The following is a 13,062-nucleotide window of genomic DNA, read 5'->3' as shown; positions in this document are numbered from 1 at the left end:
GGTGCGGCACGTCCCCCGCCCAGACGTGGGGCGGGGGACGTGCGCGTCTCAGGCCCGGCGGCGGAACGCGAGGATCGACACGACGAGCGCGGCGACGCCTGCGACGAGTCCGCCTGCTCCGAGTGCCACGCCGAGCGCGCCTTGTCCGTCGCTGCCTGCGTCCGTGTCCTCGGGCGCGGTCGTGGACTCGTCGCTGCCTGCGGCATCCTGCTCGCCGTGCCCGCCGTGCCCGCCGGTGGCCTCGCCGACCGTCACGACAGGGGCGGGGGCGTCGAGGCTGTGCGGATCCTCGCCGTCCTCGGCGACCTGGGTCCACTCGGTGCTCCCGACGACGCAGGACTGCACGACGGGGAACACGAGCGTGTCGGGGGTGCTGTCATCGAGGCCCACTCCGAGCGTGACCGCACCGCGCAGGCCGTTCGCCACGGGCGCCACGGCGGTGTACGTCACCGCGCTCACGAGGCCGTCGTCGCCGCGCTCGACGTCGATCGTCCAGTTCGGGTCGATGGTGGGCGCGACCGACGTGAGGCCATCGGGCATCGCGATGCGCAGGGCGGTGGTGGGCGAGTCCTCGCAGCCGTGCGAGAAGGCGAACGTGAGGGTGCCGTGATCGCCGGCCGCGAGCTCATCGGGGCTCACCGTGACGTGGGCGCTGGCAATCGCGGGAACGGCGAGAGCGAGGACGGCGCCGGTGACGAGTCCGGCGACGACCGAGCGACGGGCGGTCGAGGGGCGGGTGCTGAAGGTACGCATGATTACTCCTGAGTCTGAGGTGCGGAGCGCGCCGCGGGCGCGCGGAGACCGCGGGAAGCACCGCCTCGTCGGAGACGGCGCAGGATGTGAGGGGCTCAGACCAGCGCGGGCGGACCCCGACGCGACACGGATGCCGTGAGCGACGGGTCGACGAGAGCGGGCGTCAGCGACGAGAGGGGCTGGCGTCGACGATGAGGGAGGCGGACGGATGTCGAGCGGTCGCGCAGTCGCGCGACGATCCAGCGTGCGATCGCACGGATCAGGGCCTCGCCCCGCCACAGCAGTGCCGTCGTGAGGAGGGCCGCGACGATGTGGGCGACGAGCATCAGCGCATCAGGGGCAACGACGGCGACCACGGGGCCGAAGGACGTCGGATCGACATGATGCTGATGCGCGGCGGTCGACGGCCCGGCGAAGGATCCGGCAGTGGGCGCCCCGAGTACAGCGAAGACGACGTGGAACGCCGCCTGTGCGACGATCACCGCGAGGGCGACTCGGGTGCGCGACGCGCGGCTGCCGACGAGCAGCCCCGCGACAGGGATCAGGAGCACGGCCATCGCCATCACGAGCAGCGGATGCGGGGCCGCTCCGCCGCCGATCGTGTGCGACACCGCGGCGAGAACCGTCGCGACCGAGGACGCCGCCGCTGCACGCACGAGTCGCAGCTGGCGGGGAGTCACGGATCAACCCTAGACCGCCTGCGGCCGCATCCGAGCACGGGCGCCCGACGCGATGTGGGCTGATTCCTAGGCGGAGACCAGTACCGTGGGGGAGTGGAAGCACTGCTCTATCTGGGTGGCATCGTGTTCATGCTGATCGGCCTCGGCCTGTCGATCGGTCTGCACGAGGTCGGTCACCTCCTCCCCGCCAAGCTGTTCGGCGTCCGCGTCGGCCAGTACATGATCGGCTTCGGACCGCGACTCTGGTCGAAGCGCATCGGGGAGACCGAATACGGCTTCAAGCTCCTCCCGCTCGGCGGGTTCATCTCGATGTCGGGAATGTATCCGGCCTCGAAGGACGCCGGTCCCGCCAAGGGCGTGTTCCGTGCACTCGTGCAGGATGCGCGCACCGCGAACGACGAGACGATTGCGGACGGCGCCGAGGACCGTGTCTTCTATCGGCTGCCGGTGTGGAAGCGCGTGATCGTGATGCTGGGCGGCCCGCTCATGAACCTGGTGCTCGCTGTCGTGATCTTCACCGTGCTCGTATCCGGGATCGGCGTGCAGCAGGGCACGACGACCATCGCCTCGGTGAGCGAGTGCGTGCTGCCCGCGGGGTCCACCGCGACCGAGTGCGCCCCCGACGACCCCGCTACCCCCGCGGCAGAGGGCGGGGTCGAGCCGGGCGACGTGCTCGTCTCGATCGACGGCACGCCGGTGTCGACGTTCGCCGAGGCCACAGCGATCGTGCAGGCGTCTCCGGGCGAGATGCTCGACGTGGTGGTGCGCCGCGACGGCGCGGAGCAGACGCTGCGCATCACGCCCGTGAGTGCTGAGCGGACGATCACCGACGCGAGCGGCCAGCCGGTGCTGGGGGACGACGGCGAGCCGGTGGTGAAGGAGGTCGGCTACGTCGGCATGGGTGCCCAGATGGGCTACATCCCGCAGCCGCTCTCAGCCGGTCCGGAGATGGCCGGCGACACCGTCGCACGTGTCGGGTCGATGATCCTCACGCTTCCGGTGCGGCTCTGGGACATCGGCGCGTCGCTCGTCACCGGCGGGGAGCGCGATCCCAACGGTCCGCTGAGCGTCGTGGGTGTGGGGCGCCTGGCCGGCGAGGTCGCGGCCACAGACGCGCCGGTGCTGAATCGCTTCGCCGTGCTGCTCGGCCTCTTGGGCTCGCTGAACGTGGCGTTGTTCGTGTTCAACCTGCTCCCGCTGCTGCCGCTGGACGGCGGTCACATCGTCGTCGCGCTGTGGGACGGCATCCGGCGTGCATGGGCGCGGATCTTCCGCCGCCCGCCGCCCGCACCGGTCGATGCGACGCGACTCGTGCCGCTGACGGTCGTCGTCGCGATCGCGCTGATCGCCATGGGCGCGCTGTTGCTCGTGGCCGATGTGTTCAACCCGATCACGCTCCTCGGCGGCTGAGCTCCGGCACCGTCAGGCGAGCGCCTTCTCCACGAGACGGTGGAGGGTGCGGATGCCGTCGCGCGACAGGATCGACTCCAGGTGGCCCTGCACCGAGGCGACGTGCGGTCCGCCCAGGGCGTACACGTCTCCGGTGGCCGGATCCGCCGACACCTCGACATCGCCCACCTGCGTCGTGCCGGGGGCGACCCGCGCCGTGAACGTGTTGTAGAAGCCGATCGAGGCGTCCTCGCCGAACACGGGGACGGACTTCTGCAGTCCCTGGTGCGGAGCGTCGAGCGGTGTGAGCACGATTCCCAGCCTGTCGGCGAGGATCTGGTGGCTCAGACACACCGCGAGCAGCGGCTTCCGTGCGTCGACCCGCCGGCCGACGATCTCCCGCATGCGGGCGATCCGCGGGTCGGCCCCGTCGCGGGGGTCACCCGGTCCGGGACCCGCGATCATCAGGTCCGCCGAGTCGACCTCGTCATCCCTGGCGTCGCTCCACGGAGCGATCGTCACGTCGAGTCCGAGGTGGCGCAGCTGGTGCGCGAGCATCGTGGTGAAGCGGTCCTCCGCGTCGACCACGAGCGCCGTGCGCCCCGTGAACGGTCCCGTGAAGTCCTCGCCCTGCGGGTTCAGCCAGAAGTCGGCGAGGCGCGCGTTGCGGGAGGAGAGCAACGCGGCGATGTCGGGGTCGTCGGCCAGCGCCTGGCGTCCGCCGGGCTCATCCGCGTCCTGACGGGCTTCCGCGGCACGGTCGCGATCGATCGCGCCGATCGCACCGAGCACTCCCGCCGCCTTGCCGTGCGTCTCGGACACCTCCCCGTGCGGATCGGAATGGCGCACGAGGGTCGCACCCACCGGCACGCTGAGCGAGCCGCCCTGCACGTACACGGTGCGGATCAGGATGGGGGCGTCGAGGTCGTGTCCCCCCGCGTCGTTCGGGGTGAAGAGAGCGGCGACGCCGGAGTAGTACCCCCGGGGCTTCGTCTCGTGACGCCGGATCACCGCGCAGGCGTTCTGCATCGGCGACCCGGTGACGGTCGGAGCGAACATGGTCTCGCGCAGGATGTCACGCGGATCGAGCCGACTGCGCCCGCGGAGCATGTACTCGGTGTGCGTGAGACGAGACATCTCCTTCAGGTGCGGACCGGTGATCCGCCCGCCGTCCGAGCACACCGCGCTCATCATCTTCAGCTCCTCGTCGACCACCATGAAGAGCTCCTCGGTCTCCTTGGTCGACGAGAGGAAGTCCATGAGGGTCTCCCGCGTCGAGCCGCCGGCCGGGTGCCGGAAGGTGCCGGAGATCGGGTTCATCGTCACGATCCCCTCGCGGGCGACGACGTGGGCTTCGGGGCTCGCGCCGACCGCGATGTGGCCGGGGGTGACGACCGCGAAAGTCCAGTACGCGCCGCGTTCGTGGGCCAGCAGTGCGCGGAACCACGTGAGGGCGGCCGTGCGGTCATCCGTGTCGATCTCGGCGGTGTAATCGCGTCGGATCACGAAGTTCGCACCCTCGCCGCGACCGATCTCGTCGGCGATGACCGTCTCGACGATCTGCGCGTAGTCCTCGTCCGAGACGTCGAAGCCTCCGTCGCGCAGCGGGATGCTCTCGGCCGGGAGCGCGGTGAGCAGCTCGGGTGTCGCGATGTGGAGATGCTCGTCGACGACGACGCAGCGCAACGGGGCGCCGTCGTCCTGGGCGACGAACCCGCGCTCGCGGACCTGACGATAGGGGACCATCGCGAAGATCTCGCGGGCCGTGCCGTCGATCGTCAGAGGGATGTCGGCGAGCAGGTCGACGTCGACGACTTCGCCGGTGAGCAGCTCGACGGTGTCGGCGCCGTCCCGGGCGATGAGGACGAAGGACGCCTCCGGGTCGGCAGTGAGCTCGGCGAGGCGAGAGAGGGTCATCGGGGTCTCCTGTGCATGGCTCCGGCTCGGCTCAACGAAAAGACCGCCCCGGAGGCGGTCTGGATTCGTGGGAACGCGAACACACCGCCTAGGAGGCGGGCCACCAGGTGAGGTTCGCGAGCATGCGCCGAAACTATCACACCGCCGATGCCGGCGACGGGCGCGTGACGGTGGGCTGACATCCAGCCCTCGTGCATCTCAGCGGCGTAGGCTGAGCATGTGCCAGCAGTGAATATCGGAATGCCGAAGATCCCCGAGGTCCTCGCCCCGCGACGCAAGTCCCGCCAGATCAAGGTCGGCAAGGTGCTCGTCGGGGGCGACGCACCCGTCAGCGTGCAGTCCATGACGACGACGAAGACCACCGACATCAACGGCACCCTCCAGCAGATCGCCGAGCTGACGGCATCCGGCTGCGAGATCGTGCGCGTGGCCGTGCCGCACCAGGACGACGCGGACGCGCTCAAGATCATCGCGATGAAGAGCCAGATCCCCGTGATCGCCGACATCCACTTCCAGCCCCGCTACATCTACACCGCCATCGACGCCGGCTGTGGTGCGGTGCGCGTGAACCCGGGCAACATCCGGGAGTTCGACGGCAACGTGGGCAAGATCGCCGCGGCTGCCAAGGCTGCGGGGGTCTCCCTCCGGATCGGTGTGAATGCCGGCTCGCTCGACAAGCGCATTCTCGCCAAGTACGGCAAGGCCACGGCCGAGGCGCTCGTCGAGAGCGCCGTGTGGGAGGCCTCGCTGTTCGAGGAGCACGACTTCCACGACTTCAAGATCTCGGTCAAGCACAACGACCCGATCGTTATGGTCAAGGCCTACCGGCAGCTCGCCGAGCGGGGCGACTGGCCGCTTCACCTCGGCGTCACCGAGGCCGGCCCCGCGTTCCAGGGCACGATCAAGAGCGCCACGGCCTTCGGCATCCTCCTGGGCGAAGGCATCGGCGACACCATCCGCGTCTCGCTCTCCGCTCCTCCCGCCGAGGAAGTCAAGGTCGGACACCAGATCCTGCAGTCGCTGAACCTGCGCGAGCGCAAGCTCGAGATCGTCTCGTGCCCGTCGTGCGGTCGCGCTCAGGTCGACGTGTACACGCTCGCCGAGAACGTCACGGACGGCCTGAAGGACATGACGGTCCCGCTGCGCGTGGCGGTCATGGGGTGCGTCGTCAACGGTCCGGGCGAGGCGCGTGAGGCCGACCTCGGAGTCGCGTCCGGAAACGGCAAGGGTCAGATCTTCGTCAAGGGCGAGGTCATCAAGACCGTGCCGGAAGCGGACATCGTCGCGACGCTGATCGAGGAAGCCAATCGCATCGCGGCCGAGATGGGACCCGACGCGCCGCTCGGCACCGCGCAGGTCGTCACGGCCTGATCCACCCGCGTCGATCTTCAGACAGGAGACACCGATGCCCTCTTCCGACCTTCCGGCACCCGCGCAGAGGATGATCGACGCGATCAACGCCGCCGACACGGAGGCCTTCGTCGATGCGTTCACCGCCGACGGGTTCGTGAGCGACTGGGGCACGGTGAAAGCCGGGGCCGATGGTGTCCGAGCCTGGGCTGCGAGCGATGCCATCGGAGCAGACGCGCGGATGACGGTGCTGTCGTCGTCCACGGAGGGCGACACCACCCGCATCCGCTTCGACTGGGTCAGCCGCAAGTTCACGGGGGAGTCGGACGGCATCTTCGTCGTGGACGGCGAGCGGCTCGCGAGCTTCACGATCCCGCCTTCCCACTGAACCTTCGCCGTCTGCTCGTCGTTGTCGCTTCGTGACATGGCGGGCCATCATCGCTTCGTGCCCCGGCCCTAATCTCGACGTATGAACTCCCCTCGTCGCGTACCCCTGACCATGGCAGCGATCGCCGCCGTTGTCGTCACCCTGGCCGCGTGCGCGCCCGAACCGCAGGAATCCGCGTCGCCGTCGCCGCGTCCCTTAGCCACAGCGGCGCCTGAGCCGACGCCCACCGGACCAGTTGCGGCGTTCGGCGGAGACTGCTCCGCCGCCGTCGACACAGCCGCGGTCACCGCCGCCATGGGGGAAGCGATGTCGTTCTGGGAACCTGCCTGGGAGGACGGCGCGGATGCGGAACTGGGAGGTCTGCGATGCGGCTGGACCTCGGACCAGTATCTGTCCGGATTCGCCACCGTGTGGGTGTACCCGGTGGCGGTCCTCGACCCCACATACGTGTCGGGGGAGGAGTCGAACTCGTGCCAGACCGCCGATCCGATCTGCATGGCCTCGGAGGTCTTCGGCGGCACATGGGTCGGAGTGCAGGCTTACTCGAACACCGCTGCGACGCAGATCGAAAGGCTCCGGCCGCTGCTCGCCGACATCGGCGAGCGCGTTGCGGAGTCGGCGCCGCCCGTGCCGGGTCCGCGGCAGGGGTGGTGGTTGCCGGTGGCGACCTGCGAGGAGCTCGCAGCGTCATTGACTACGGATGGGTTTCCCAGCACGTCCACCGATGATCGCCCCGCGACCGGGCCTGTCTTCGTGGACGGCCCACGATCGCGGGGATGCTCGCTGAACATGGAGATAGAGGGCGAGGAGCGAGGCGTCACCCTTCTTCTCGACGCGGGCGCCGGCCGCGGCGTGGAGGCCGTTCTGACGCGCGATCCGTCGCAGCGCATCGACTTCGAGGGACGGACGTTCGCGAATGCGCCTGAGCAGTACCCGCTCGACGGGAATCCTGGGCTGATCATCGGATCGGACGGCGTCAATCTCGTCTCCGTCCTGCGGAGCGATGGGGACGGACAGGCGGCGCTCGACGCCCCCATCCTCGCGGCCCTGCTGAAGGCCCTCGACGGGTGACCGCGCTCGACCGCACGCGCGCTGTGGAAGAGTTGATGTCATGACCGCTTCGCCCTCGTCCACCGTCGTCTCGTTCGCGGAAGGCGCGGTCCGGGGAACCGGCACCGTCCACAGGGTGGAAGAGCAGGGTGCTGGCGCGGTCGTCATCGTGGACCGGACGCCCTTCCACCCTGTGGACCACACCTGGCCGGACCAGCCCGGTGACAGCGGCGTCATCGATCTCGACGGTTCCTCCGTCCGGGTGACGGAGGCGGTCATGGCCGCCGTGTCCGACGAGGGCGTGCTCGTGATCGGGACGGACATCCCCGTGAAGCGCGGCGTCGAGGGCTGGACGTGGCTGGTCGCTCATCCGATCGAAGGCGAGGCGCCGACGTGGCTCGTCCCCGGCGCGGAGGTCGGGCTGTACGTCGACGAATCGCGCCGCGCCGGCCTGAGCCGAGGGCACACGGCGTGCCACCTCGCCTCACTCGCTCTCGATCTCGCGCTCGCCGACCTGTGGCGCAAGGACCCCGGCGCAGACGCACTCGGGACTCCCGACTTCGAGGGCAGGGCGAACCAGTCGAGCCGGATCCACGAGGACGGCTCCGTCGACGAGTATCGCCTCGGCAAAAGTCTGCGTCGTGCGGGATTCGACACCGAGACGTTCGGCGCCACACTCGACGACCGGGCCGCGGCGATCAACGCGAAGCTCGCAGACTGGGTGGCCTCCGGCGTCGGGAGTCGTGTGGTGCCGGCCGGTCCGACGATCGTGGACCGACGCACCTGGCAGTGCGCGCTGCCCGAGGGGACGGCCGAGATCCTGTGCGGTGGCACGCACGCGGCATCCCTCTCCGAGTTCGCGTCGATCACGGTCGCACTCGATCTCAGCGACCCGCAGCTGCTCGTGATGACGACGACCGTCGTGCCCGCCTGAGCGCGCTGGCCGAGCTCAGCGCACGAAACCGCCCTGCACGCGGCCGCCCGCGCGCTCGAGCTCCTCGTCGACGCGTGCGGCGAAGAGGTCGAGGTCATTCGCGAGGAGGGGAGCGCTCAGTCGTTCCGCGCGTAGTGGATCAAGAGCGCGGAGCCGTCGGGGCAGCCACTTGCCGGCCGCGATCCATCGACCGGCCTCGAGGAGCATGAGCTCTGCGATCCGTTCGAACAGCAGGGATGCCTCCACTCGGCGCTCGAGCGGATCGGTCGCGTCGCGGAGGTCGTCGAGCACGTCCGTGATCACGTAGCGGCGGAACCGCGACTCCGCATCGTTCAGGACCGGACCCGCGTCCAGCACCGGGCGCCATGTCGAGCGGAGACCCTCGAGGCCTCCGTCGTCGCGGATAGCGGTGCCCTCGATCAGCATGTGCACGATGACGGGTCGATGCTGATCGATGCTGCGCTGCGCCCATTCGTCGAAACCGCTGTGGGTGTAGGCGAAGACCTCGACCACTTCGCCGCGGAAATCGTGCGTCGAGGCTTCGCTCTGCCGGTCGTCGTCGAAGAGATCGTCTCCGAGCAGCAACAGGTCGATGTCGCTGCTCGCCGTGCGGTCGCCGCGACCGGCGCTTCCGGCGACGATCGCGATGGCGGCGCGTGGGAAGCGGGCGGCGACGAAACGCTCGGCGACCGCGAAGGGGCTCTCTGCTGCCGAGTGCGTCACAGCGCGAATTCCACGGTCCCGGCGGAGATGTCGGTGTCGACGATACGGAGACGCACGACGGATCCGGGCGCCGTGTCGGGCGGGACGGGAGCGGATGCCGTGACGGCGGGCTCCGCGATCTGCACGGTCGCCCGCTCGCCGCGGACCTCGATCACGGTCGCGTCGACGACCGTGCCGATCAGAGGGGAGAGCAGGGCTGCCTCGACGCAGTTGACGGTCTGCGCGTCGAGCCTCGAGGCGCGCTGCCCGGACTCCTGCATGAGCCCGGGGATGTCGGCCAGCGAGTCCCTGGCCCAAGGCGGGACGTCCCGCCCTTCCGAGACCGCGAGGCAGATCGCCAGCGACCAGCGATCCACGAGACGACGGAGCGGTGCCGTGGCGTGGGCGTACGGCGCGGCGATCGCGGCCTGTTCGGTGGACGAGGGGAGCGAGCCGTCGAACGTCGCGTAGCCGGCTCCGCGGAAGAGCATCGCCGCCGCCTCCAGCACCGGGAGTGTGAGGGGATCCGCTCGATCCAACGCCCGGAGGTAGTCGCCATAGCGCCCGGTCGTCCACGGTCTTCCGAGGGCCTCGGTCTGGTGTCGGAACGCGTCGAAAGCCTTCTCGTCGGGCTGGGGCATCGTCCGAAGGATGCCGACCTTCGCGTCGAGCATCAGCGACGCGGCGGCCATGCCGGTCATGAGCGAGAGCTGGGCGTTCCACTCCTCGACGGGGAGCGGATGCCGTCGCTCGATCGCGTAGCTGCCGTCCTCCGTGCGCACGACCTCCTCCTCCGGGAGGTTGAGGCTGGCTCCGCCACGCAGCCGCTCCTGCTCGAACCGCAGGGCACCGATCTCGGGGAGCAGGGCCGCTGGACCGTCCTCGCCACGGTCCAGCGATGCCTGCGTCGTGGTGTAGTCGAGCTGCACCCGGGAGCGGATGAGTGCGCGTTCGAGACGGAAGTCCTCGACCAGTCCGGCCTCGTCGAGGGCGAACGTCCAGACGAGGGCCGGGCGCTCGACCTCCGGGAGCAGCGACGCACGGTCCTCGCTCAGGACTCTTGGGTGCAGCGGGATCGTCCCGTCGGCGGCGTACAGGGTCTGGCCGCGGCGCCGCGCCTCGGTGTCGACCGCTCCTCCGGGCGTCACGAATCCCGGGACGTCGGCGATCGCGTAGCGCACGGTGTACCCCGCTCCGCGGCGTTCGAGCTGGAACGCCTGGTCGAGATCGCGAGACCCCTGCGGATCGAGCGTGGCGAAGGGAACGTCTCGGAGATCGAGCGCGGGGGCGGGTGCGGTCGATGAATCGGCCTCGGCCAGTACCGCGGACGGGAACTCCGCTGGTGCGTCGAGCGACTCGCGCAATCCGGCGAGTGCTACGGCCAGCTCAGTCTGCTCGGCGGACGGGGCGACATGTGAGCGGCGCTGGGGCATGCCCCCACCCTAAGCGGATGTCCGGAGCGGGTGCTCGGAAGTGGGTGAGCGCGCGGAGCGCGGGCATGCGGACAGCGGTGGTGCCGCTGCTGGCAACGGTGACGTGCCGCGCAGTCTCAGAACGGCGGAGTCGCGTAGGCCATCGTCTGCGACTCGCTCGGTGTCGGCGGGGCATCGAGGTACACGCGTCCGGTCGGACTTGTCCACGAGAGGAAGCCGCCGCCGAGATTCTCGACGTGCCATGGGCTGTGGTGTTTCAGAGTGTGATGACGCCGGCAGAGCGGAGCGAGGTTCGCCGAGGACGTCTCACCGCCGAGCGCGTGGTCCTGCGTGTGGTCGAGATCGCAGTCGCGCGCGGAGAATCCGCAGGTGGGGAAGCGGCAGCGCTGATCGCGCGCTCGCAGCAGTCGCTTGAGATCGGCCGAGGGGCGATATCGATCGACCGCGAGAACCGAGCCCGTTATGGGATGGGTGAGCACCCGATCCCAGCCGGGTGCCGCGCCGGCCAGGCGACGTGCGGTATCCAGGTCGATGGGTGTGCGTCCGTCGAGCTCGGCGGGAATTGTCGAGAGACCCATCACCGTGAGCACCGGCACGGTGATGGAGACGGAGCCACGGATCGCGGCGAGCATGCCGTCGGCGGTGTCGTGTCCTGCGGGCGCGCCGCCGAGCAGCAGGTCGAGCGCAAGGTCGCACCGCGTCTGCGCGAGGCTGCGGGTGTCCGAGCGGGAGAGGGTGCTTCGGTCCAGTCCCTCATGCTCGTTGCTCTCCGTACGAGCAGTCGCCCCATCGAGCGTTGCGTCCGGAAGAACAGCGGGCGGATCGCTGGAGACCCGACTTTCGTCACGCACTGCCTTCGCCATGTCCGTGAGTCGGTCATAGACGCCGTGTACGAGCGTCGCCGGCCCGAGGATTCCGAGCTCTGCCATCCCGTCTCGTCGAGCTTTCACCCATACGGTCCTCTGCTGTCGCGCAGTCCGGTGCCGCTCGTCGATCGTCCGACGCTGATACCGCTCCGCGAGCCGCCGGGCGTGCCGCGCTACTCGATTCGGCGACTCCTCTGTCGCGTGCTCCAGGATCTCTTTCTCATACGCGTCTCGCTGTTCGTGATCGTCCAGGTGGATCCCGGCGTCGATGATCGCGCGGGCATGTGTGGGTGAGATGTCGCCGGCGCCCTGGGCTCGCCATACGCGAGGGAAGCGCGCGACGAGCAGCTCGGCGTCGGCCATTCGGCGCTGGACGGACCGATCGCTCACGTGCAGAGCGGCGCCGAACTCCGCGGCGACCATGCGAAAGGCGAGATCGGGCCCGTCGGGACCTGCGTACGGTGAACCTTCGTCGCGTCTCCCGGTTTCCGCCAGCTCGAGGGCGATCCGGCTTCCCACCGCGAGCAGTCCGTCACGGGCGGCGAGCAGAGCGGAGATCGTGCGCTCGACGGACACGAGAGTGTCGGTCACTGAATCGAGCGCGTCGATCTGCTCGCGGGTCACGTCGAGGAGAGCTGTCATGACCCGATTCCATCAGCCGCCACCGACATTCGGAGCCCAGATCAGGAGTGAAAACCGCAAGAGGAGAGCGCGAGTATCGGAGTGCTGGGATGCTACAGAGACGGCCGCCGGCGAGCCGCCGAAGAGAACCCCGACTCCGGCCCACGAGCGCCGCGCTCGCGTTAGCGTGGAGGCATGACCACTGCTGACAAGGCCAAGACCCTCATCGGACTGTACGAAGCACCCGAGATCCTCCGCGTCGTGAACGTGTGGGACGTCGTGTCCGCACGCGCCGTCGCGGCACTGCCCGAGACGAAGGCGATCGCGACCGCGGGCCACGGCGTCGCCGCGTCCTTCGGATACGACGACGGCGCGACGCCTCGCGACATCATGATCGACATGGTGGGTCGCATCGCGGCATCCGTGTCCGTCCCCGTCACGGCCGACCTCGACGACGGCTACGAGGACGCGGGCGAGACCACGCGCCTCGCGATCCAGGCAGGCGTCGTCGGCGCGAACGTCGAGGACCGTCTCAAGCCGCTCGACGAGTCCGTCGCAGCGGTCGAGGCCATCGTCAAGGCCGCCGAGGCGGAGGGCGTGCCCTTCGCACTCAACGCCCGCACCGACGCCTTCGTGCGCGCAGGTCATCGTCCGATCGCCGAGAGCGTCGCCGATGCGATCCAGCGCGGACGGGCCTTCCTCGACGCCGGCGCCACGTGCGTGTTCGTGCCCGGGATGCTCGACGCAGCCGTCACCCGGCAGCTCGTCGACGGCATCGGCGAGGGCAAGGTCAGCGTGATCGGCCTCCCCGGTGCGCTCGCCGCCTCCGAGTACGAGAAGCTCGGTGTCGCGCGCATCTCCTACGGACCGCTGCCGCAGCGCGTCGCGCTCACGGCCACGCAGGAGCTCGCCGCGAGCCTCTACGCCGGTGGAGTCATCCCGCAGGGGCTTCCCGCCCTCAACTGACCGACGTGAGGAC

General features: G+C 69.7%; 12 protein-coding genes. 6 read left to right on the top strand and 6 right to left on the bottom strand.

The window, feature by feature from the left end; all coding sequences use genetic code 11:
* Positions 1–48: 48 nt before the first annotated feature.
* Positions 49–753 carry a YcnI family protein gene (locus tag MRBLMX7_RS02755; protein WP_363366086.1) on the bottom strand — a complete coding sequence of 235 codons (705 nt, stop codon included), beginning with the start codon at positions 751–753 and terminating at the stop codon, positions 49–51.
* Between the two features lie 95 nt (positions 754–848).
* Positions 849–1,433, bottom strand: a complete 585-nt coding sequence (locus MRBLMX7_RS02750; protein WP_363366085.1) for a hypothetical protein — start codon at positions 1,431–1,433, stop codon at positions 849–851.
* A 93-nt stretch (positions 1,434–1,526) separates the two neighbouring features.
* Here MRBLMX7_RS02750 and MRBLMX7_RS02745 point away from each other — a divergent pair, with 93 nt between their 5' ends.
* Positions 1,527–2,843 carry a M50 family metallopeptidase gene (locus tag MRBLMX7_RS02745; protein ID WP_363366084.1) on the top strand — a complete coding sequence of 439 codons (1,317 nt, stop codon included), beginning with the start codon at positions 1,527–1,529 and terminating at the stop codon, positions 2,841–2,843.
* A gap of 12 nt (positions 2,844–2,855) precedes the next feature.
* On the opposite strand, the gene MRBLMX7_RS02740 is transcribed toward MRBLMX7_RS02745, so the two are convergent.
* On the bottom strand, positions 2,856–4,739 hold the full coding sequence (locus MRBLMX7_RS02740) for an anthranilate synthase family protein (RefSeq protein ID WP_363366083.1): 1,884 nt from the start codon (positions 4,737–4,739) through the stop codon (positions 2,856–2,858).
* Positions 4,740–4,979: 240 nt separating this feature from the next.
* Here MRBLMX7_RS02740 and ispG point away from each other — a divergent pair, with 240 nt between their 5' ends.
* The 4 genes from ispG to MRBLMX7_RS02720 all read left to right on the top strand — a co-directional run bounded on the left by ispG (position 4,980) and on the right by MRBLMX7_RS02720 (position 8,461).
* A complete protein-coding gene (ispG, locus tag MRBLMX7_RS02735; protein WP_363370778.1) occupies positions 4,980–6,110 on the top strand; it encodes a flavodoxin-dependent (E)-4-hydroxy-3-methylbut-2-enyl-diphosphate synthase in 1,131 nt (376 codons plus the stop codon).
* A 34-nt stretch (positions 6,111–6,144) separates the two neighbouring features.
* Positions 6,145–6,477 carry a nuclear transport factor 2 family protein gene (locus MRBLMX7_RS02730; protein ID WP_363366082.1) on the top strand — a complete coding sequence of 111 codons (333 nt, stop codon included), beginning with the start codon at positions 6,145–6,147 and terminating at the stop codon, positions 6,475–6,477.
* Between the two features lie 81 nt (positions 6,478–6,558).
* Positions 6,559–7,548, top strand: a complete 990-nt coding sequence (locus tag MRBLMX7_RS02725; protein ID WP_363366081.1) for a hypothetical protein — start codon at positions 6,559–6,561, stop codon at positions 7,546–7,548.
* 40 nt (positions 7,549–7,588) lie between these two features.
* Positions 7,589–8,461 carry a hypothetical protein gene (locus MRBLMX7_RS02720; RefSeq protein WP_363366080.1) on the top strand — a complete coding sequence of 291 codons (873 nt, stop codon included), beginning with the start codon at positions 7,589–7,591 and terminating at the stop codon, positions 8,459–8,461.
* Positions 8,462–8,476: 15 nt separating this feature from the next.
* Here MRBLMX7_RS02720 and MRBLMX7_RS02715 read toward each other — a convergent pair whose 3' ends face one another.
* The 3 genes from MRBLMX7_RS02715 to MRBLMX7_RS02705 form a co-directional block, all read right to left on the bottom strand.
* Positions 8,477–9,184: a hypothetical protein gene (locus MRBLMX7_RS02715; protein WP_363366079.1), complete on the bottom strand. Its 708-nt coding sequence runs from the start codon at positions 9,182–9,184 to the stop codon at positions 8,477–8,479.
* Positions 9,181–10,596 carry an RNB domain-containing ribonuclease gene (locus tag MRBLMX7_RS02710; RefSeq protein WP_363366078.1) on the bottom strand — a complete coding sequence of 472 codons (1,416 nt, stop codon included), beginning with the start codon at positions 10,594–10,596 and terminating at the stop codon, positions 9,181–9,183. The genes MRBLMX7_RS02715 and MRBLMX7_RS02710 overlap by 4 nt, the downstream gene beginning before the upstream one ends.
* A gap of 116 nt (positions 10,597–10,712) precedes the next feature.
* Complete coding sequence (locus MRBLMX7_RS02705) at positions 10,713–12,104, bottom strand: HNH endonuclease signature motif containing protein (protein ID WP_363366077.1); 1,392 nt, start codon at positions 12,102–12,104, stop codon at positions 10,713–10,715.
* A gap of 174 nt (positions 12,105–12,278) precedes the next feature.
* Here MRBLMX7_RS02705 and MRBLMX7_RS02700 point away from each other — a divergent pair, with 174 nt between their 5' ends.
* Positions 12,279–13,049 carry an isocitrate lyase/PEP mutase family protein gene (locus MRBLMX7_RS02700; protein ID WP_363366076.1) on the top strand — a complete coding sequence of 257 codons (771 nt, stop codon included), beginning with the start codon at positions 12,279–12,281 and terminating at the stop codon, positions 13,047–13,049.
* Positions 13,050–13,062 lie beyond the last annotated feature (13 nt).

Source organism: Microbacterium sp. LMX7-1.2 (genome assembly GCF_040675935.1).
Taxonomy (GTDB): domain Bacteria; phylum Actinomycetota; class Actinomycetes; order Actinomycetales; family Microbacteriaceae; genus Microbacterium.
The sequence above is the reverse complement of the archived record's forward strand: the minus strand, read 5'-3'. Positions and strand labels throughout refer to the sequence as shown.